This window comes from Rhodococcus sp. 2G, assembly GCF_001886355.1.
In the GTDB taxonomy this organism is placed as follows: domain Bacteria; phylum Actinomycetota; class Actinomycetes; order Mycobacteriales; family Mycobacteriaceae; genus Rhodococcus; species Rhodococcus pyridinivorans.
In genome coordinates this window covers 278,680-298,364 of the sequence record NZ_CP018064.1, presented here as the reverse complement: position 1 = coordinate 298,364, position 19,685 = coordinate 278,680, and the positions used below count along the sequence as shown (strand labels likewise).

General features: G+C 62.7%; 13 protein-coding genes and 1 pseudogene. 6 read left to right on the top strand and 8 right to left on the bottom strand.

Annotated elements, in window-relative coordinates; translation table 11 throughout:
* Window positions 1–150: 150 nt before the first annotated feature.
* A pseudogene (locus BO226_RS28325) lies at window positions 151–288 on the top strand (DUF2510 domain-containing protein); the annotation flags it as partial.
* Window positions 289–327: 39 nt separating this feature from the next.
* Entirely contained in the window at window positions 328–831 is a 504-nt protein-coding gene (locus BO226_RS26210) for a hypothetical protein (protein WP_232238176.1), read from the top strand.
* Between the two features lie 202 nt (window positions 832–1,033).
* Here the strand turns inward: BO226_RS26210 and BO226_RS26205 are convergent, their stop codons facing one another.
* The 4 genes from BO226_RS26205 to BO226_RS26190 are packed head-to-tail and all read right to left on the bottom strand — an operon-like array spanning window position 1,034 to window position 5,604.
* Entirely contained in the window at window positions 1,034–1,789 is a 756-nt protein-coding gene (locus tag BO226_RS26205; protein ID WP_071936746.1) for a TatD family hydrolase, read from the bottom strand.
* A 23-nt stretch (window positions 1,790–1,812) separates the two neighbouring features.
* Entirely contained in the window at window positions 1,813–3,066 is a 1,254-nt protein-coding gene (locus tag BO226_RS26200) for a hypothetical protein (RefSeq protein ID WP_071936807.1), read from the bottom strand.
* Window positions 3,067–3,110: 44 nt separating this feature from the next.
* Window positions 3,111–3,983, bottom strand: coding sequence for a hypothetical protein (locus BO226_RS26195; RefSeq protein WP_232238158.1), 873 nt, complete (start codon window positions 3,981–3,983; stop codon window positions 3,111–3,113).
* The gene (locus BO226_RS26190) at window positions 3,949–5,604 is read right to left on the bottom strand and encodes a KAP family P-loop NTPase fold protein (RefSeq protein ID WP_269666668.1); all 1,656 of its coding nucleotides are present in this window, start codon (window positions 5,602–5,604) and stop codon (window positions 3,949–3,951) included. The genes BO226_RS26195 and BO226_RS26190 overlap by 35 nt, the downstream gene beginning before the upstream one ends.
* A 50-nt stretch (window positions 5,605–5,654) precedes the next feature.
* Here BO226_RS26190 and BO226_RS26180 point away from each other — a divergent pair.
* Window positions 5,655–6,928 (top strand): IS3 family transposase gene (locus BO226_RS26180; RefSeq protein WP_156354424.1). Its coding sequence is split into 2 segments (ribosomal slippage): window positions 5,655–5,934 and window positions 5,934–6,928, totalling 1,275 coding nucleotides; the frame shifts between segments, so codons are not numbered across the junction.
* Here BO226_RS26180 and BO226_RS26175 read toward each other — a convergent pair.
* Window positions 6,880–8,982, bottom strand: coding sequence for an exonuclease domain-containing protein (locus BO226_RS26175; protein WP_198040686.1), 2,103 nt, complete (start codon window positions 8,980–8,982; stop codon window positions 6,880–6,882). The two genes, BO226_RS26180 and BO226_RS26175, sit on opposite strands and share 49 nt — an antisense overlap.
* 98 nt (window positions 8,983–9,080) lie before the next feature.
* Here BO226_RS26175 and BO226_RS27525 point away from each other — a divergent pair, with 98 nt between their 5' ends.
* Window positions 9,081–10,778, top strand: a complete 1,698-nt coding sequence (locus BO226_RS27525; protein WP_156895445.1) for a hypothetical protein — start codon at window positions 9,081–9,083, stop codon at window positions 10,776–10,778.
* 524 nt (window positions 10,779–11,302) lie between these two features.
* On the opposite strand, the gene BO226_RS26165 is transcribed toward BO226_RS27525, so the two are convergent.
* Window positions 11,303–11,728, bottom strand: coding sequence for a hypothetical protein (locus tag BO226_RS26165; protein ID WP_064257591.1), 426 nt, complete (start codon window positions 11,726–11,728; stop codon window positions 11,303–11,305).
* Window positions 11,729–12,154: 426 nt separating this feature from the next.
* On the opposite strand from BO226_RS26165, the gene BO226_RS26160 reads away from it, so the two are divergent.
* Entirely contained in the window at window positions 12,155–12,409 is a 255-nt protein-coding gene (locus BO226_RS26160; protein ID WP_064257592.1) for a hypothetical protein, read from the top strand.
* Window positions 12,410–12,558: 149 nt separating this feature from the next.
* Here the strand turns inward: BO226_RS26160 and BO226_RS26155 are convergent, their stop codons facing one another.
* On the bottom strand, window positions 12,559–13,467 hold the full coding sequence (locus tag BO226_RS26155) for an IS5 family transposase (protein ID WP_071936740.1): 909 nt from the start codon (window positions 13,465–13,467) through the stop codon (window positions 12,559–12,561).
* 369 nt (window positions 13,468–13,836) lie between these two features.
* Window positions 13,837–14,412, bottom strand: a complete 576-nt coding sequence (locus BO226_RS26150) for a hypothetical protein (RefSeq protein ID WP_156666266.1) — start codon at window positions 14,410–14,412, stop codon at window positions 13,837–13,839.
* 445 nt (window positions 14,413–14,857) lie between these two features.
* On the opposite strand from BO226_RS26150, the gene BO226_RS26145 reads away from it, so the two are divergent.
* Window positions 14,858–19,633, top strand: a complete 4,776-nt coding sequence (locus BO226_RS26145; protein WP_082921184.1) for a methyltransferase domain-containing protein — start codon at window positions 14,858–14,860, stop codon at window positions 19,631–19,633.
* Window positions 19,634–19,685: the final 52 nt, after the last annotated feature.

The window sequence follows — 19,685 nt, the reverse complement described above, 5'->3', positions numbered from 1 at the left end:
AGTGGTGCAGCACGGCAATTTGCGGGCGGGCGTGCTTGTGGTGGTGACGATGGTTCGGTGGTGGACAGATGTCTCATCCTGCGGCGACCGCACCTGCAGAATGCCCGTTACGTCCGGTTACAGGAGTAACGCGGTAGGTAGTGCTGCTCGATGCAGGAATGCAGAACCAAGAGAAAGCACCGATGCCCGATGAACACTCCCCCTGGTTGGTATCCCGATCCCGCTACCCCTGCACAATTGCGATGGTGGGACGGGCAGAACTGGACTGAGAAGACCACCCCTGCCCCAGCTCCAGCTGCTTCAACCCAGGCCGACCCGCTCACCACCATGAGCATTCCCACGCACCCGGATCCGTTCGCCACCGCGCAGCCGTTCGCCCCTCCCCCGGCCCAGATCGCCGGCAGCGGACAGCCACCGACGTCGACGACCAACTACCTACCCAACCTCATCGCCGCTATTGCCGCGAGCGTCGGGATCGTCATCGGCAGTATCGGCCCCTGGGCAACGTTCATGGCCGTGTCGAAGAACGGTATCGACGGGGACGGCGCGGTCACCTTGGTACTGGGGATCGTCTCCGCCATTGCCCTGTTCTCGATTCTTGCCCGCGGTGGAAAGTCCCGCATCGGTGACCGGTGGCTCGGTGTTGCTATCGGTGTCGTCTGCTTGGTGACGTCGATCGTGGACATCGTGGACGTCAGTTCGATGACCACCGAGGTCTTCGACCGGACAGTCGGAGTACAAATCGGGTGGGGCCTGTGGTTGACCGCACTGTCGTCTGCGGTGCTGTGTCTGACCGGTTTGACCGTCGCCAAGCAAACCCGCAGGAAGTAGCCGCTGCGCGATGACCGGCGAGCGCGAAGTACAAGCCCACCACCCAGTTCGGTGCGGCTCCTACTTCGCGCCGCCGGGTGTCACCACACCGACCATCCGTAGAGGTACTGCCCGTGGAGCTTCGACCTTGTTTCGCAAACCCTGCCGCGCAGCCACCTTCCCATAACCGCGCCCGCGACTTACTACTGCCGCAACTGCGGCCTTACCTTCCCCTACCCCGCGCGACCGCGAGCATCGCCCTTACAGGACGAGGAAAGAAATCGTCGAGCCCTAGCGAACACGACAGTGCCGCCAAAGTGGCCCAAAACTGGGCCCGGACCTCTCCTGGGGAGACTCCATAGGCTTCGGCCACAGCCACCTCAACGTCGGACGTCCACCCAGGCTGCCGAAGACCACTCCCTCCTCGATTGCCGGCCGGATGGTCTGTCTCTGGCAGCAGCCGCGTCAGCGGAACTCCTGCATTGCGAAGGCGGCGACAGTCCATGCTGCGGTTCACCGAGAAATGGCAGCCGAGCTGCAGGGCCTCCGCGGTTTGATCAACCGTTCCGAGCCACCAGTGCAGGATGACACCCGATGCACCACATTCGGCGATGATGTCGAGAACTGGCGCCGTGGCACGTTTGCTGTGTACCGACACCAATCGGGGCGTCTGTGCTGCGAGAACGAGGATCGACCGGAAGGTCTTTGTCTGGACCTTCATGTCAGTCTTTGCGGCACCGTCGAGCCCTACCTCCCCTAGATAGGGCGTCCGCTGAATCAGCTCGGTGTAGCGCTCGACATTAAACCCGGCCAGCGCAGAGGCCACGCCTGGATGACACCCTAGACCCCACACTGTCACCCGATCCGAACGATTCAGGGTATGTTCAAAATCGTCGGCATCTCGCGTGGCTACGAATACCACAGCTCCAAGCCGTTCGAGCTCATACGGCGCGATTCCGGTTTCGATGTGCGCGTGCATATCAAGCGGGGGGAGTTCTCGTCTCATGAGAGGAAGCTCCGTAGTTCGCTGATGCCGCGCCGGCATACATCGAGAGCGTCGCTAGCCGGATAGTCAGGTGGCAACGACATGACCATGATGTCCCTCGCGCGGATCCCGCGGTCCGCGAAATCTCTCATGGGCTCGACGACCGACTTCTGGCGCACGAAGCCCGAGAACCGGCCTGTGGTGTCATCACAGAGATACTCGGTGGCATCCGGGATATCCGCTGCGGCAAAGGATGCACGCCGGACCAGGCATCCGAAACAGACACCACAGGAACTCCCCGGCGGAGCACCGCTGTAGCGGGCATCAGTGTGCGAACAAGAGTTGGTAGCGCTGAGGTAGACCGACGCCGGGCCGCGACCGATGCCGTCTCTAAGCCGAGTGAACATCTCCCCCTTTGTCATACGTTCGAACGGATTGCTGATTCGTCCGTGACCACCGATACGCTCGACGAGCGCCTGAAGGTCACGCAGGAATCGCGGGTGCGTGGTGTGGGTGGAAAGTGCGCCGCGACGGTCGGCTCCGAGTGGCGGGTTGAGTGAGGCGAAGCCGTTTTCAGGAATCAACAGCGGGACGGCGGCAGGTTGTGCCACCGCGAGGCCCAGTGCCAGAAACAGCAGCGATCGGGAGCGCGTCGACGTCTCGTTGCGGAATGTCGTGCCGTCGAGGCGCCGGGTGCCACGGTTGAGGTGGAATTGGTGGTGAACCTCACGGATCTTGGGCGCATGGCCGACGATAGCCTCGACAAGCCCCTGTTGAATCGGTGAGAGCGCCGTCGAACTATACTGTGAGACAAGTGCTTGCGAGGTATCGTCCGCGAGTTCGAGCGCCGAGATCAGCGCGCCTGTTGCGGAGTCTGCGCCACCGCTGAGGAGAACTGTTCGTTGGAAGTCGAGCTCCTCGATTTGCGGTGGGTCGAGGTCGTCTGCCACTGCCTGCTTGAACTCGAAACTCCACCGGTCACCGGTCAGGAAACCGACCAAGGTCGCCAGGTTGCTCGCCTCCCGCGCCCAGATGTCTGGGTCGCCTACCTCGACATGTAACTCGAAGGAGCGGGTGTTCCAGGATGCTCCGCCGCCTTCCCGCTGCACGGATCTGTCCGCGGCGAGCACACCGAGAGCGATCCGCACGAGGTCGACGTTTCGTGGGTTGACCTTGCCGAGGCACTCAAGGTACGGGCTGAGAGTGCCGGTGAACGTGGACTTGGCCGAACGGGACCAGAGGAAAACCTCGTCGAACACGGTGCCGGTCATCGCGTCGGCAGCGTCCTGCTCCGAAATGGTCAGTAGGCACCGGATCATGACGTCACCCCGTAGATGACGCCGAGGTCCCGGACACCGTTCTCGATGGCGGTCGCCATCTCCTGTTCGGTGGCCCCAGTGGGTGTCAGCGATGCCTGGCTCGCCATCTCGGCCGCCAGGTCACGGATGGCCTGCTCGGTCTCGCGTCGCCGCTCGGCGGTTGCGCCGGTCTCGTAGATGCGGGCGGCAACCTCCGTCAGAGCGACCTCAGCGATTGTGATCTCGATCGATTTGCGCACGATGTCCTCTGGGGTGGGTGCCTGCCCGTCAGGGTGTTCGAGGATCCACTCCACAACCCCGGCCACGATGTCGCGTGTCTCGGAGTCATCGAGGGTGCTGTCGGCTTGTGTCTCGAAGGCAGCCTCGACGATCTTGATTCCGACCGACAGGGGGTCACCGAGGGACCGTAGCTCGTCGTAGTTCAGGCCGGCCTGAATGAGTGTTTCGCGGTCCCCGGTGGAGTACGCCACGGCGAGCCGTCCGGCGCGCCCGGCCGCACGCGAGACCCGGCCGACTGAGCGGCTGACGCCTCCGGTTGAACGACCCCCACCGCCACCACCGACGGTTCCTCCACCGCCGCTACCGCTGCCTGGGCCGTCAGCACGACCGGAACTGCCGCGCGGACGCAGCAGCAACCCCAGTGCTGGTGTCAGGTCGATCTGGTGTCCATGCGCGGAATCCGGGCGCTCCTCGCCAGGGCTGAGATCCCCGGACGTGCCGTCAGCCGGTGCATTGCCGGTCGGCTCCGCGGGCTCATCGAAACCGTCGATCCAGTCCGCAATCGAGTCCCGAAGGTCGGCGGCGTCACGACCTGCGCTGCCGCCGAAGGATCCACTAGTTCCCACGGGTCCCCCAGTTGGTGCGGACAAGCCCGATGGTTCTCCTCAAGTCAGGGCTCGGCTGGCCACCTTCCCATACGTCAAGGACCGGTTCGTAGGTCGTGGCATCGAGAGCGCGAAGCTTGAGTGCCGTCACGGGTTCGACGTCGGCGACCGGGATGGCTTGAAGCGCAGTGACCACACCCGCCTGGGTGCCGGGGTGAACGTATGCAATGCGGAGCATGCTGTCGACCGTGAACTTCTGAATGCTCGGCTGGTCCCGTGTACGGCGACCGAGGTGACTCACGAGCATCCGAGCGTCGGACTCGGGCAGACCACTGAGCATCTGGTCGCTGATGCCGGCGCGCTCGACCTTGAGACTCGAGCTGAGTGCCGCGGCCAGATCGCGGAGCCGCTCTGGCAGTCCGGTGTCGATGACCTCGATCTTGGCGAACGACGCTGCCAGGTAGAGATAGCCGGAGATTGTGGTGGCGTCGAGTGTCGGCGGGAGCTTGGCCCACCGGACCAAAGTGTCGCTGAACGATGCCTCCGTGGTGGGTTCTGATTCGGGTGTGGTCACCGGGCCGGGTTGCCCCGTCGTTCCCTCAGCGTTCGCCTCGCCGCCGAGGTCTGTATCAGTGACGGGTGTCTCCAGCGGTACCTGATTGGCCAGAGCATCGAGAGCCTCCAGACGATCCCTCAACTGGTTGGTTGCCAACCAGTCGAGAACTGTCTCGAAGTCATCTGCAAGCAAACGCTCCAGCACCATGAGCTTGGCGATGGCATCGGACTCGAGTGTGATGCCACGCCGACCGGCGACCGCCTGGCGAACGTTCAGATCATTGAGAAAGCGCTTGATCCGGCGGGGGTTGCCGTGAAACTTCTCGTACAGGATCGGGGTCAACCGGGCTGCCGTGGCCAGGTGCTGCGTCAGGTCCGAACCTTGAGGCAGCTCGAGGTCATCGATGCTGTCACCGGCACGGCGGAGCTCGTCGCACTGCTCGACAAGGGCAGTGAAAGTGTCCTCCGAATCAAGCTCGCTCCGGACCAGCAATAGGAATAGGTAGGCATGCGTATCGAACCGGCTCAGCCCAGGCAGTGGGATAGTGGTCTGCACGATCTTGTGCAGGTACAGCTTGGCCGGAGCCTCATTCTCCTCACCCGCCGCAGGCGGCGTTTTGAACTTCTGCTGGATCGCCTCGGCAACCCGATCCTCATCTGCCGCGATGACGAACGACATGCCTTTAGCCGAGAGGAAGAGCCTGATTGCCTCCAAAGTGTCAACCACCGTGTCCGGCAGGCAGCGGTCCAGATCGTCGACCAACACCACAATGCGCGACACATGCGCAAGCGCCGGTTCCGACAACAATTCCTCGAAGGCTTCACGGAAGCCGGCCATCCCCTTATCGCTGTCGAGACTCTCAGGGTCATCACTGACCAAGCTGAAAACATCGTCGAGTGTGGGAATCTGCATCGTCACCGCGGTCTTGGTGGCGAGCTTGACTGCCTTCGACCAGTTTACTTTGCGTACAAGTTTTTTGATTCCCTCGAGTGCCACCTTTCCCGCAGGGTCAGTGTCGGTGAACTCCTTACTCAGCGCGCCGAGCACCTCAGCGATGAGGCTTTCCTTGGGTCCGACCGCTGGGTCATACCGCCAGGGCTGGGTGGGGATGATCCCTCCCGGGATTTCCGGAGGGCTCCTCTCAAGGGAGGATGAAACCTATGGCAGCAGGATCGAAGCGGTACTCGGCTGAGTTGAAGCGAGACGCCGTGGACATGGTGGCCCAGTTGGTGGCCCACGGGTCGGCGGAGTGGCCGGCGATGCGCAAGACCGCAGATCTGTTGGGGGTGACCTCGGCGGAGACTGTCCGTCAGTGGGTTCGTAAGGCCCCGGCCGCTGATGCGGAAGGCGCCTCGAGGGCCGACAACGAGGAGATCCGCAGGCTCAAACAGGAGGTCGCCGAACTCAAACGGGCCAACGGCATCCTGAAAGCGGCGTCGGTTTTCTTCGCGGCCGAAATCGACCGGCCACACCGGTAATTGTGGACTTCATCCGCACCCACCAGGGACATCGGGTGGGTGCGGATGGTCTTATCTGGGGTGTCGATTCGATGTGCGCCGTGCTCTCTGAGCACGGCTGGCGCATCGCCCCGTCCACATACTACGACCACATCAACCGCGGGCCGAGCGCCCGTATGCTCGCTGACGCGCAGGTCATCGATGCGATCTTCATGCTCCGCAAGAACAAACCCCTGACCCGCGTTCTGGGCTCACGAAAGACATGGATAATGCTGCGCAGCAACGGATTAGATGTCGCCCGTTGCACGGTTGAACGGGTCATGCGGGAGATGGGATGGCACGGCGCGATCAAGAAGAAACGGGTGCGCACGACCATCCCTGACGCGGCGGCCAAGCGGCCGACGGATCTGGTCGACCGGCAGTTTTATGCCGCGGCACCCAACCGCCTGTGGGTGGCCGATTTCACCTACTGCCGCACCGAATCCGGTTGGGCGTACACAGCCTTCGTGACTGACGTGTTCGCCCGCAAGATCGTCGGCTGGAAGGTGGCCACGGAGATGACGGTGAACTTGGTGACCGATGCGATCAACAATGCGATCGACAACAGAAAACGTTGCGGGGTAGTCGATTTGAGCAAACTCGTCCATCATAGCGACGCCGGATCGCAGTATACTGCCATCGTGTTCGGGCAGCGATTGGCCGAGGAAGGGATCGCGGCCTCTATCGGCACCGTCGGGGACAGTTTCGACAATGCCCTGGCCGAATCGGTGAACTCGGACTACAAGAACGAACTGGTCGACAACCAGCCCCTGTTCCATGGAGCCACTGAGTTGTCGCTGGGCACCGCCGAATGGGTGGCGTTCTACAACCGAGAACGACCACACAGCTACTGCCACGACCTCACCCCCGACCGGGCAGAGCAACTCCACTACGATCGCATGCGCACCCTCAATCCGGAGGAAGCGCTCACACCATGAGCTCTCCGGAAACGCCGGGAGGGATCATCGAGACCTTTGGTCTTGTGGCAGGTCGCGGCAATCATCTCGGCCCGCCCCGGAGACACCACCGCACCCATCGCGGACCGAACATCGTCCACACCGTAGGTATCGACCAACTCGACGAGAGTCTTCAGGTCGGAGGCCCCGGGCGCATGTTCGACGTAGTCCTGCAACTCGCCCCAGGTTGTGAAAGCCGCCAAGTCCGCATCACGCGGCGACTGCCCGGCCTTGAGCAGTTCTGCGGACTCGCAGAATCGGGTGGCTGCGAGCGTGTCCCCGATCAACGCTGTCTTCTTCCCTGCGTGCTGCGCTGCCATCAACTCCCGCAGGGCCGCACCGTTTGTTCGACAGAGCACGGCGTCGACAGGATCTGCATCGGTGATCAGTCGGGAGTCGATCCGGTCGTTGCCGACCACCCGCAAGGTGGTGCCGAGTTTGCGCAGGTAAATGTTCGCAACGTCCGCAACGGCCGCACCGAAGCGCCACGATTGTGTCAGCGACAGATAGGTGGCACCGGCGATGTTCGACATCGCGTCGATCGCGCCGGTGAACCCGTAGATGGCCTGGTTCTGATCGCCGACACGGACTCGCTGTAGGTGCGTTTGATCGCGCACAATGCTGTCGATCAAAGGGTTCGCATCCTGAGCCTCATCGAGCATCAAGTAGTCACCTTCACGGCCGATGGTCGGGTGCATGTCGGCCCAGAGCTTGAGCATGTGAGTCGGGGTGAACTTGATGGTCCAGGTGTGTGGGCTACAGATCGCGGCCCAGGCCCGACGCGCGAGGGGAACAATGTGCTCGACCAGTTCAGCGCGGTGGTTGGTCCCGTCCTCGATGCCGGCCTGTGCTGGTACATGCTCCGGCCCGATTTGTTCGTCCATTGTCGTGCAGAATCGCTCGACAGTGGCCAAAGCCAAACGCGTGACCGGGTACTGGGCAAGGAGAGCTGGCCCGTCACCACGTGACGCGAAGTAGATCGAACGTGAATCAATGGCTGTGGCGATCTCCCTGAAGGTCGCCCGGCCACCGTTGAGTTTGGCCAGTAGCGGTCCGTATGCGGTGGAGCGTAGGTGACGGAGTGCCAGGGCGTGTGCTGTCGATGCTTGGACCTGGTCGGGGAACTGCGACTTCGCTTCGTTCGCCACCGACCTGTTGAATGCCAGATACAGACCATGACGCCGGGGATGGCGTTGCGCTTCAAGACGCGCGATCCCCTTCAACGTCGACGTTTTTCCGGTGCCCGCCAAGGCACAGATCACCAGTTCGGCACCAGAGTTGAATGCGTCCAGGATGCGCGTCTGCTCGGTTGTCGGATCAACGCCACCCATCGCGGTACGTACGGCGTTCTGGTCGATGACCTGGGGTTCATCACGGCCGGTCAGGTCGATGGCCGCTGTCGGTACGCTACATGTCGGTGAGATGGTCGGAGCGTTCAGCGGCACCAGATCACTGACACCGGCGCGTTCGATCATGGCGGCCATCAGGAGACCACAAGCGCGAGCGTCCTCGTGTGCACGGTGACTGTTGACGGCCGGTAGATCCAGCAGCTTGAGCAGTGTTTCAAGCTTGTAGTTGGGTGCGATCAGATGAGCCCGCGCCGCAGCCAGTGTGCAGATTCCCTGCCATGACGGTGCTGGTGCGCTGAGCCGCTCGTACTCGGCACCGAGGAAACGACTTTCGAACGAAAGGTTGTGTGCGACTACCCCGCAGGAACCGACGAATTTCGTCAAGGCTGCCAGCACCTGCTCTGCGGGTGGGGCCGACCACACCATGTTCGGGGAGATACCGTGTACTCGTTGGGTATACGGGTTGAGCGGTACGTCGTAACCCGGGTTCATCAGGGACGTGAAAGAGTCCAGGACCTCGCCGCGGTGATTCATTTTCACCGCGGCGACTTCGATAACTCGGTCCGTCGCCGAGTTCACGCCGGTGGTTTCGACATCGATGGCGACGAACGGAGACAGGGTCAAAACACCTGGGACGTTTCCCTCCGGTTTCCGTACGGTGCGGGCAGTAATGATGCGGTTGGCCATGATGTCCCTAACGTGTGTGATCTCCGATAGTGGGCACTGTACGAACGTGTTCTGACGTGTGCGGCAGGGATACTCACGCAACGTGCCGACGCTTCTGTATGGCGCGCGGGACCTCATATCCCCGGAACGGGGCTGTCTACGGTAGCCGCGTCATTGATGCCAAGGAGTTGGGAGATGCCGTGTGCCGAGTCGGTCGTCGGTGCTTTCCGCATTCGGCACAGCGGCTCGACCGGGCCGAGGCAGAGGCTCAGCGCCTCCAAATGGTGTACGACAGTCGCTTGTCCTACGCGCAGAAACAACCGGTATCACCGGCGTGGATCAACCAGGCAGCAGAAGAGCTGGCCACTGCTCGCCGGCAGCTGCAGAAACGCCAGATCGAGTTCGCATCGACTGCCCGCGGAGCTCACAACCTGCTGCTCGAGGTGCAAGCTCTCGAGGAATGCGGACAGCACGATCGGGCGGGCGATCTACGCCGACTGGTCATCCGAGGGATGGCGAAGCGCAGGGCAGCCGACATCTCCGAAAATCCTGAGCGAGCACACAACTGGACGCCTCCCCAAATCCGGGGCGGAGGGGAACGCTGCCCTGCGTGCGGGCAGTTCATCGGGGCGGCGCATCGGTGCCCTCCCGCAATTCTCGAAGCCAGGCGCAACTCCCTACAAACAACAGGGGACGTGCCACATGCCCAGGCAGGAGCGACGGACGCGGGCCTTGCCGCTGCATCGGAACTGTCCGATCGGATGTACCAACACATCCCGATCACCACCGCCGAAGACGCCGACGGCATCATCGAAACGTGCCTCGACGACCGCTACGGTCCACCGCTCGAAGGCCTACCGGACATCCCGTACGGACCTGACGGCAAGGCCGATACCGACAGTCCCGAGTTCGCTGCCTATCGCGACGCCGCGCTGCTTCGCGCACACGAAGCCTGCTTCGAGGACGAGTACATCGACGGTGAGCCCGTGCCGGTGGTGCTATCGCAGGGGGCGATGGAGCCATTCGCAGTGCCGGCCAAACGGGAAGCCGCCAACCGGCTCGGCGATGAACTCGTCGGCATGGACGATCGGGATCTGTTCGATCACGACGAATGTGCCGCTCTGGCCGATCCTGACAAGGTTCAGTGGGGATCCAGCGGCTACGGTTTGTGCTGGCGGACAGGCAACGACCAGCCGTGGCGCCAGATCGGGTCCGGTGAGCGTGTGTACGGGCCTCCCAATACTTCGGTGGATCCTTCACAGGTTCCGGTACTTGCTCGCCGCACGATCGCCTCTCAGACGATGGCTGCGTGGGCCGCGCACACTGAACAGAACGTCTCGCCGGTGGCCCTGCAAACCCAAGCGGCAGTCCGGGACCTGTTTCTCTCGTCCGATACCGACGCTTCGACGCGCCCAGACTCGCTGGATGCGCGCCGCGCTCGGGCGGTGGTGCGTGCCCAATACGACCTCACACAGCGATATTTGGCCGAGCAGTCGATCTCCGAGGTGACGGTCTCTCGGGGTATGTGGTTCGCCACGGACGGATCGTTTCCTGCGTGGGTTCCTCCCGAGAAAGGCGCACGTCACAACGCTGATGTGACGCTGAATCCTGCTGCGTCGTTTACGGTGCGCAGCGAAGTCGCATCGTACTTCGCGCGTCGCGAGTGGGATGAGGACGAGTACGTGTCGGTGCGACTGCACGGCACAGTACCGGCGGCGCGGGTGCTGTCACTTCCGAGGACCGGGATGGGATGCTTGGCTGAAGAGGAGCTTGTGGTGATCGGTGGCGGCGGACAGTGGGAGGTCGAACGTGTCTGACAAGAGCCGTCGTCCGCTGCCGGCACACCGGGACCTACGGGCGTGGGACGTACGTTCAGCCGATGGGCGGTTGGTTACCGACGTGGCCGGGTTGGGGTTGGTGCTCGGTATGTCACCGTCGGCGGCCGCAGCATGGGTGCGCGCCCAGGAAGGTCAGCGGGCGATGCCTGATGAGTTGATCGTGGAGGCTAACGCGTTCGAGTGACTGACCGGCTATGGCGCTGCGGTCAATTCTGCTGAGGGTGTTGCGACCGATAGTCGGAGAACAGTTGACGGTGGATCGCGTCGGTGGTGTTCGGTTCCTTCGTGTCGGGCGAGGGCGAGTGACTTCCCAGCGAGGTTTCCCGGTTGCGGTCCGCACGGCGTGCGCTTGTACTGCGGTGATTCATGCGAAGTGCCTTTCCGAAGATCTCTGCGGCCAGCAAACCGCACTTTACCCGCCAGTAAGATGCGCCCTACGCAGGAGGCGGCAGGGCAGCTGCGTGTCGCAACCACCCTGCCGCCTCATACAGGGAAATACCCGATCAAGACGCTGCGGCCAACAACTCCTGCGCGCCGATCTTCACCTTTTCCAGCAGCGCCGACGGCGCCTTCCATTCCTTGCTGCCGTCACCGTTAGCCACAGCGAGCTTGAACGAAGAACCCGACATGCCCACGACGACGAAAACGTGGCCGTTGAATCGGGGGTCTCGCACCGTCACCAGAGAACCGATGGTGACCAAATCCGAGGGGTCGACGGTTTCCACCGCTGCGATCTGCTCCGGTGTCGCCGGAACAACCCCGTACGGAGCCACCCGCACACCTCTACCCACACCAGAAAGCGGATCCGTAGTGATGGTTTTCTGGTTGATCTTGCGCACGACGTACACGACGGGCTTGTCTCCCGGCTTGCGGAAGTCCTCGTGGAGAACAACCTTGTCGCCGACCTTGGGGCTGTACCGCTCGCTCATGAAATGCACTCCTGGCTCGTCGTTTCGGGAACACCACGAACGTATGGAGCTGTCCGCAACTGTGCGGCACCAAGCATCCCAAGAGACGGTGTCGACGCTGCCGAGTGCGCGCCATCAGTGCCTGCGCTGCGGACAGCGCGCGATGATCGCGACAACCAGGAAGGGTTCCGAACTCATGGCCGAGACCGACAGGCCATTCGGATGAAAACTGTCCACCTTGGGTGAACTCGGCAGCTACTACGTTGCATTCCACCCGATGGGACACTCTCAATGAGCTGTAACAATCCACCGGCCTGTAAAGATCATGTTGCTATGAAACGAATGGTAGCTCTTGTCGCGCCCGTAATGCTCCTTGTTGGGGCATGCTCAGGAGGGGCCTCCTCTGAGCCAGCTGAAGTTGCAGAGCCGACCATTACCGTTGGCACAGTGACCATCACGGCTAGCGAACGAGAAGAGTTCTGCGAGAGCTTTGCCATGGTCACCCCGGGGATGTATGAACTCGAGGCCGCCATGGAGACGCTCAGCGACCCAGGGGCTAACGACCAGGTAGACGCGATGAAAGTTGCTATGAATGGCGGGGACCGTAGCCACGCCTACGATTGCGATCTTCCCTCGGATGAGGATCTCTTCACTGAGTACGTCGAACGCCAGGTAGCACGACAGAACGGCGAAACCGAGTAATCCTGGATCGCGTGGCGCTTACCCGCGTAACCTGTCGACGTCCGAGAATAGCCGATGCTTTCTCCACATGGAGCAGGGTCGACATACGACTTGGGTGCCTCACTGCGTTAGTGAGACACCCAAGTTGATTCAGCGAGCTAGGCCCTGTTTCATAAGCAAGCGCTCCGCAACCACATATTGATCGCAGCGATACGCACCACCGCTGTGTAACGGACCGCGAGCTTGTCGTATCTCGTTGCCACAGCACGATTCTGCTTGAGCAGGTTGATCCCGCACTCGACAGCATGCCGCTGCTTGTAGAGTGCGGGATCGAACTCCGGCGGCCTACCGCCGACCGATCCTCTGCGTCGGCGATGTTCCACCTGATCCGACTTGACCGGAATCGTCGCCCGAATCCCGCGTTTACGCAGGTGAGCGCGATTGGCAGCGCTGCTGTACGCCTTGTCCGCCAACACTCGATCCGGTCGCGTCCGAGCCCGGCCACCACCGAGGCGAGGCACCTCGATCGCAGCGAGAACCGTCGTGAACTGCGGGCTGTCCCCGTATTGACCGGCGGTAATCACGATCGACAAGGGCTTGCGGCCCTGTTCGCAGGCCAGATGCGCCTTGGTGGTCCACCCGCCCCGCGAACGACCCAAGGCGTGGTCGTCCGGTTCGGTCTCTACCCCGCCGGGTGGCTCACGCTGGAGATCACCGTCTTTGCGGGCGCCAGCGGCGTGCTGGTGGGCCCGTGCGATCGTCGAGTCGACGCTTACGTCCCACGTGATCTCACCGGCAGCGTCGGCCAGGGCCTGCAACGCGGTCAGGATCTGCGTCCACACCCCGGCGCGTTGCCACCGGCGGAACAGTCCGTAGACCGTCTGCCACGGTCCATATCGTGTCGGCATCTCCCGCCACGGTGCGCCGGTGCGGATGCGCCACCTGATTCCGTCGATGAGCTGGCGTTTCGTCCATTTCGGTGGACGGCCGGTCTTCTGTGGACAGGGCAGCAGCGGCGCCAACCGCGCCCACTGGGCGTCGGTCAGGTCCGCGCGCCGCTGGACGGCTACGCTGGGCACGAGGTCTCCGGTATTCAAGGTTTTGCTTGGTCGCTAAACCCCGATACCGGAGACTTCACTCATTCAGTTGTTGCGACACTCCTGCTGGCACCATCTCGGTTCAAGATCACTTTCGAAACACGGCCTAGTTCTCGGCGAAGTGCACGGCGTTCGCGGCGAGACACACGCGCCTTGATCGCCTTTCGCTCGCCCGCTTTCCAATGATGGGCGTGGCGACGGCGGGAGAATGCATCGACCTCGTCGCCGCCAACAGTCTTGCGCTTCATGTTGCCCCCTCGGTGTCCGGCGTGTTCGACACCCACTCTCGCTACCGCGTCCGAAGAGTGCGGCATCACCGCCGTTTGATCGACGATCGACGGAGGGGAAACCTCAGACCGTGACGGTCAGCGGGATACGTCCCAGCGCATCCGGCTCGCCCGCTGTCAGCTCGGGGAACTGCTTCGTGTACAGCTCGGCGACCTGCGTGTTCTGGGCTTTCACTTCGACGCGATGCGGAAGTGCGCCCACCCAGCGCGCGACCTCGGCACGCAGAACTGCCGCCGAGGTGTCCCGCGGGAGCCGGCCGTGGTTGCTGAACGTCACCACGTCCTTGTTGAACTGCACATCGAGCGCCGCACCTCGTGTGGAGGACAGGAGGACGATGCGCCGCCGGTCCAGCAAACGCCAGGCGGTGTGGCAGAGAACTTCGCCAATGACCAAGAGGATGGCGACGAGCATGAAAGCTGCCCAACCCCCAACGGCCAGTGCCCAACTGGTGCCGAATACCAGTGTCGTGGCGACGATGTAGGCCGTATAGGCCGTGGGCACCGCAATCAACGCGGCCAGCATCGCACGTTGCTTCCGCACCGCCCTCCACCGCGCCGCCCACGATATGGCCATCACCTGACGAAAGTCGGACCAGTCCGCCACTGTTGGTCCGAGGGGCCGCGTTTCCGGGATCGTCATCACCGCAGAATAGCGGGCTGACAGCCGCTTGCTCGGGTGTGCGCGGTCAGTACTGATGGGTTGATCAGGACAGGATGCACATGATCTAAGCGGCTGCTGTCGCCTGCACAAAGCCACTCGGGCCTGATCATCTCGATCAGTGAAGCGACGCCGGCGGCAATTGCAGACCCGGTGGGGCATGCCCTTTCCTGCGTGCGAATCGCCAGCTGCTCGATGTGGGTTCGGCCCGGGACGACAGCGACCCGTTGCATCTGGCAGTTCGATCGAGACTCTTCCCTTGGCTCATCATCTGCAGCCTTGCTGTATTAGCTGTGGTGTATGTACACCACAGCTAACACTTATAGGTCTTTACCTGTGTGTTTGATTTGGTGCCGCACTCCTTCTGGGCCACAGTCATCGTTTTTGGCATCACGCACACTTGTTCGATTCTGGGCCACACCGGCATATGCGGTGGCCAGAAAGCGGGTTCGCCATGTCATCTACACGTCACGCCGTCGAGTCGGCGCTCAAGGCACTCGAGTTGCTGCGGAGAATCGGCGACAGCCCCTCCATCAGCGCGGAGGAACGAGCAGTTCTGGAGGCCTGGCCAGGTTGGGGTGTCCTGGCGCCAGCTTTCGCCCCACAGCCGTCCGGGATGTGGCTGGAGATCGCTGATCAGCTGGACCTACTTCTCGACGAAGGGGCTCGGAGCTGCGCCGCTGAGGTGGTCGATACCGCGTTCTACACGCCGCGGTCTGCCTCAGAACATCTCTGGGGAGTGCTCATGTCCGCTGGATTCGAGGGAGGCCGAGTCCTCGATCTCGGATGTGGGCACGGAGCACTCATGGACGCTGCTCCGACTCATCTGCCCATCCAATTCTGCGGCGTCGAGGTAGATCCGACATCTTCTCGAATCGCAGCCCTGCTGCACCCATCTGCGCAGATCCACACCGGCCGGTTGCAGTCGCAGTCACTGCGAGACAATCATTTTGATGCGGTGGTAGCGAACGTTCCGTTCTCCTCGGTGCGCGTATACGACACTGCCTACGAGCTACACGCGCCGCTGCATACGTACTTCGTGCGGCGAGCAGTACGCGCCGTGCGTCCTGGCGGATACGTCGTGGTCGTGGTGTCGCGATTCCTGATGGATTCCGGTCATGAGCTCGGTGAGATTGCTCGGGAAGCTGATCTGGTAGGCGCCGTGAGGCTTCCGACCGGAACCTTCAATGGCACCGACGTCGTTGCGGATGTTCTAGTGCTGCAGGTACGCCGAGCAGGGCAGCCCCGCTCCGGGTGGAACGATTCGGTGAACTTTACGAGGAACTACGCCTCGACCTACGTCGGAAATCGCATCAGCGACTGTCGCGATGTGGTGGATGCGCCGGTCTCTGAGGGGATCTCTGCAAGTCCCGTGCGAGTGAACAAGTACTGGGCAGCACACCCGGAGTACGTCGCCGGCGCGATGCGTGTGACGGGAAACCGGTTCAACGGTCTGGCAGTTGTGGCCGAGCATCCCACGGAAGCGACATCCAAGGCCTTCGCCGCGATGTGCGCAGCGCTGCCACCCATCCCCGCTCGTCCAGTCCCCTGGCGCGACTGCGACGACATCCAGCTTGTCGACGCGCAAGGCCGCAAGGAACGATCGTTCCATGTCGTCGACGGTGAGGTCGTCACCGTTACTAACGGGGTACTGACCCCCGTAGCCCGACCATCGAAAGAACTGCGCGCCCTCATCGACCTGCGCGACGCAGCTGTGGCTCTGATGGAGCTCGAAGCAGATCCAGACCTGCCCGATGAACAGATCGCCACGACGCGAACGCATGCGCTTGAGCTGTACACCCAGTACGTCAATCAGTGGGGACCACTCAACCGCGCGACGGTGGTAGAGGGGAAACCGGACCCGGAAACCGGAGTTCCGGCGTTGTCGGTGCGTCGCCCGCCCATGGGTGGGTTCCGTCGCGATCCCGACTACCCTCTCGTCCTTGCGCTGGAGAAGTACGACCCCGACAGCGATACGGCCCAGCCCGCCGCGGTGCTGCTGGGACGAGTGAACCGTCGACCTGCTCGCGTCGAACGAGTCGACACCCCGGCCGAGGCATTGGCGGTCACCCTCGGAGAAACCGGTCATCTCGACCTCGCTCGCGTCGCAGCGTTGCTCGGACTCGACGACGAGAAAGCGGCGGTCGACGCTTTGGGCGACTTGGTCTACCGCGATCCACAAGATGGCCGCCGGTGGGTAACCGCGCGCTCCTATCTATCGGGCAACATCCGAGCCAAGTTGGCCGCCGCACGGAGAGTTGCTGAGCGTGATCCAAGCCTTCTCCGCAACGTGACGGCGCTCGAGGCCGTCATGCCTACGCAGCTCGACGAGAACGACGTGCGCGTCAATCTCGGTGCTCCGTGGCTGACCCCGGACGACATCGGTGCGTTCATGCGCGAAGAGCTGGGGGTTCGCTACGTCGGGACGATTTTGCACACCCCGTCGCTGGCGTACTGGGAGCTACCGAGGAATCTGCAGTGCTCCGCGGAAGCGAACATCACGTACGGCACCGAACGGCTCTCCCCTATCGACCTGCTCCAGTGCGGATTGAATGGGAAGCGGCCGGTTGTCTACGACCACATCTACGACGACGGAGTGGACCGGAGAATCCGCAATCCGAAAGAAACCGCAGCAGCTGCCGATCGGCTACAAGCGTTGCACGAGCGCTTCAGTGTGTGGGTATTCGAGGACGACGAGCGTCGAAGCCGAATTCTGGCTGACTACAACATCCGATTCAGCTCGCATGTCACCCGCCGACCTGACGGCTCCCACCTGGCCGTACCAGGTCTGTCTACCGACATCTCCTTGTGGCCGCACCAGCTCGACGCGCTGGATATGGCACTGACCCGACCCCGGGTGTTGGTTGGGCATGCAGTCGGCGCCGGCAAGACCCTGGAAATGGTGAGCCTGGCCGTGATGCTGCGCCGGTTCGGTTTGGCCAACCGTCCCTGCATCACGGTGCCGAAGCATCTCCTCGAGCAGATCGCACGCGAGGCCCAGCAGGCTTTCCCTTCCAGCCGTTTTCTCGTTGCAACCGAGGACGACCTCGCCCGGGAAGCACGCCGATTGTTCGCTGCCCGCTGCGCCACCGGGGATTGGGAGGCAGTGATCATGACTCACGAGGCGTTTACGTCCCTGGGAGTTGACCCTGAATCGGAGGCCACATGGATTGAGGCGCAGAAGTTCGCGCTGCGCAGGCATCTTCACGACGGGCCTGACCGCGGGCATGGCGCCAAACAGATCGCCCGGGCAATCCGCTCATTCGAAGAGACATTGAGCCGATTGCGGTCGCAGGTCGCCGACTCCGACCAGATCACTCTCGAACAACTCGGCATCGATTACCTTGCAGTCGACGAGGCCGACAAGTTCTTGCGACTGCCGATCGCGACCCGCGCCGATGGCTTCTCGCTCGGTTCCTCCAAACGCGCCACCGACATGCTGATGAAAGTCGAAACGCTGGCCGAGAGGCATCCGGGTAAACCCGTAGTGGCGATGTTCACCGGCACACCGTTCCGCAACACGTTGGCAGAAACCTACTGCTGGGCCCGGCTGATGGTCCCTGACCGGCTGGAGGAGATCGGTCTCTCGCACTTCGACGCTTTCGCCGCCACGTTCATCCGATGGGAAACTCGGATCGAGGTTGCACCCGACGGCTCTGGGTTCCGATCCCACACCCGTCCATCAACCATCCAGAACCTTCCGGAACTCCGGCGCCTGATCGACGAGTTTGCTGATCTTCTTCCCGCACAAGCGCTCGACTTGCAGCGTCCGGATCGACGGGACCACACCATCGTGGTCGAGCCGTCCGATGAGGTACTGGAGTATGTGACTGGACTCGTGGCCCGCGCGGATGCTCTGCAGGGGAGCAATGCCCGGGTCGCCGGTACGGACAATATGCTGGTGATCTGCGGTGACGGCCGCAAAATCGCCTTGGATCCGGCACTAGTCGACCTCGACACCGTGTCTCCGAAGTTGATGCGGGCCGCTGACACCATCGCCGAGGTCTATCGGTCCCATCGTGATCGCGACTACGGCAGCAACTCATCTGGAGCGCTGCAGTTGGTGTTATGCGACCTTGGCACCCCGAAGCCGCATGACGCCTCCACCTATGGGCGGTTGCGGAGCCTCCTTACCGCTCGTGGCGTGCCGGCCGAACGGATCCGGTTCGTGCACGAAGCAACTACCCCCAAGGCACGTGAAGCCCTGCATGCGGCGTGCCGTGATGGCTCGGTCTCTGTGTTGATCGGGTCCACTCCGAAGGTGGGGATCGGAACGAACATCCAAACCCGGCTGGCGGCAGTGCACTTGGTGGCCCCACCGTGGCGACCGTCAGATGTTGAGCAGGGACTGGGCCGGGCGTTCCGGCCGGGGAACCTCAATACTGCCGTCGACGTCTACACCTATGTCACTGAACGCACCTTCGATGCGTATTCCTGGGAGGTACTGCACCGAAAGGCACGCGCCTTCGCGCACCTGTACTGCCCGGACCCGGAAGTACGCGAGATCGACGACATCGGCGATGCCACCCTGACCTACGCGGAAGTCAAGGCCGCCGCGTCCGGTAACGCGTTGCTCCTCGAGGAAGCCGAGATCAAGGCGAAGGTGCGGACATTGAAGTTGCGCAAGGCCAACCACCTACGCAACCTCCGGACTGCAGTGCAACGGGCCGAGCAGTATGCCGCGACGCGCACACACCTGCAGAGGGTTCTCGAGGCGTTCTGTGCGCTGCGCGACGCGCTCGTATCGTCCGCTATTCCCGCGGGGACGTATCTGGCCGAGTCCGTCGCTTCCTTGTTGGAACGTCCTCACCGTCGGGCTGCCCTCGGACCGGTGACGTTAAGCGCCGAAGTCATGAACGACGTGGTCACCGGGTTCGCGGTCGACGTGGACTACGTCCAGGTCGCCAGTGTCCCGATCAGTGGCAAGCAACGACGGCGGGGGCTTACCGGAGTGCTTCCGGTCGTGGCCTCGATGCTGCGTGACCTCGACGAAGCAGGGCTCGAGGCGCGGATTGCGGGGATCAAGGAACGGGTCTCCGAGCTACTGAACGACGAGCAGGCCACGCGAGAGGCTGCCCGTGGTGAGTTCCCTGATGAGCAGGCCCTTGTCACCGCCGAAGCGCGTTTGGCTGTCATTGAGGCGGAGATCAGCGACACCGTTGCTGAGAGCGACACGGCCACCCCGATCCCCCAAGCGGCCTGACCCATGCGGGTGGTGGGCCACATCCCCACCACCCGCATGGGTCGTGCCTCTT

What these genes read in the sequence shown, in the direction of transcription:
- BO226_RS26210 (WP_232238176.1), top strand. Translation starts at nt 328, where the DNA reads ATGAGCATTCCCACGCACCCGGATCCGTTCGCCACCGCGCAGCCGTTC.
- BO226_RS26205 (WP_071936746.1), bottom strand. Translation starts at nt 1,789, where the DNA reads ATGCACGCGCACATCGAAACCGGAATCGCGCCGTATGAGCTCGAACGG.
- BO226_RS26200 (WP_071936807.1), bottom strand. Translation starts at nt 3,066, where the DNA reads ATGACCGGCACCGTGTTCGACGAGGTTTTCCTCTGGTCCCGTTCGGCC.
- BO226_RS26175 (WP_198040686.1), bottom strand. Translation starts at nt 8,982, where the DNA reads ATGGCCAACCGCATCATTACTGCCCGCACCGTACGGAAACCGGAGGGA.
- BO226_RS27525 (WP_156895445.1), top strand. Translation starts at nt 9,081, where the DNA reads ATGGCGCGCGGGACCTCATATCCCCGGAACGGGGCTGTCTACGGTAGC.
- BO226_RS26165 (WP_064257591.1), bottom strand. Translation starts at nt 11,728, where the DNA reads ATGAGCGAGCGGTACAGCCCCAAGGTCGGCGACAAGGTTGTTCTCCAC.
- BO226_RS26150 (WP_156666266.1), bottom strand. Translation starts at nt 14,412, where the DNA reads ATGACGATCCCGGAAACGCGGCCCCTCGGACCAACAGTGGCGGACTGG.
- BO226_RS26145 (WP_082921184.1), top strand. Translation starts at nt 14,858, where the DNA reads ATGCGGTGGCCAGAAAGCGGGTTCGCCATGTCATCTACACGTCACGCC.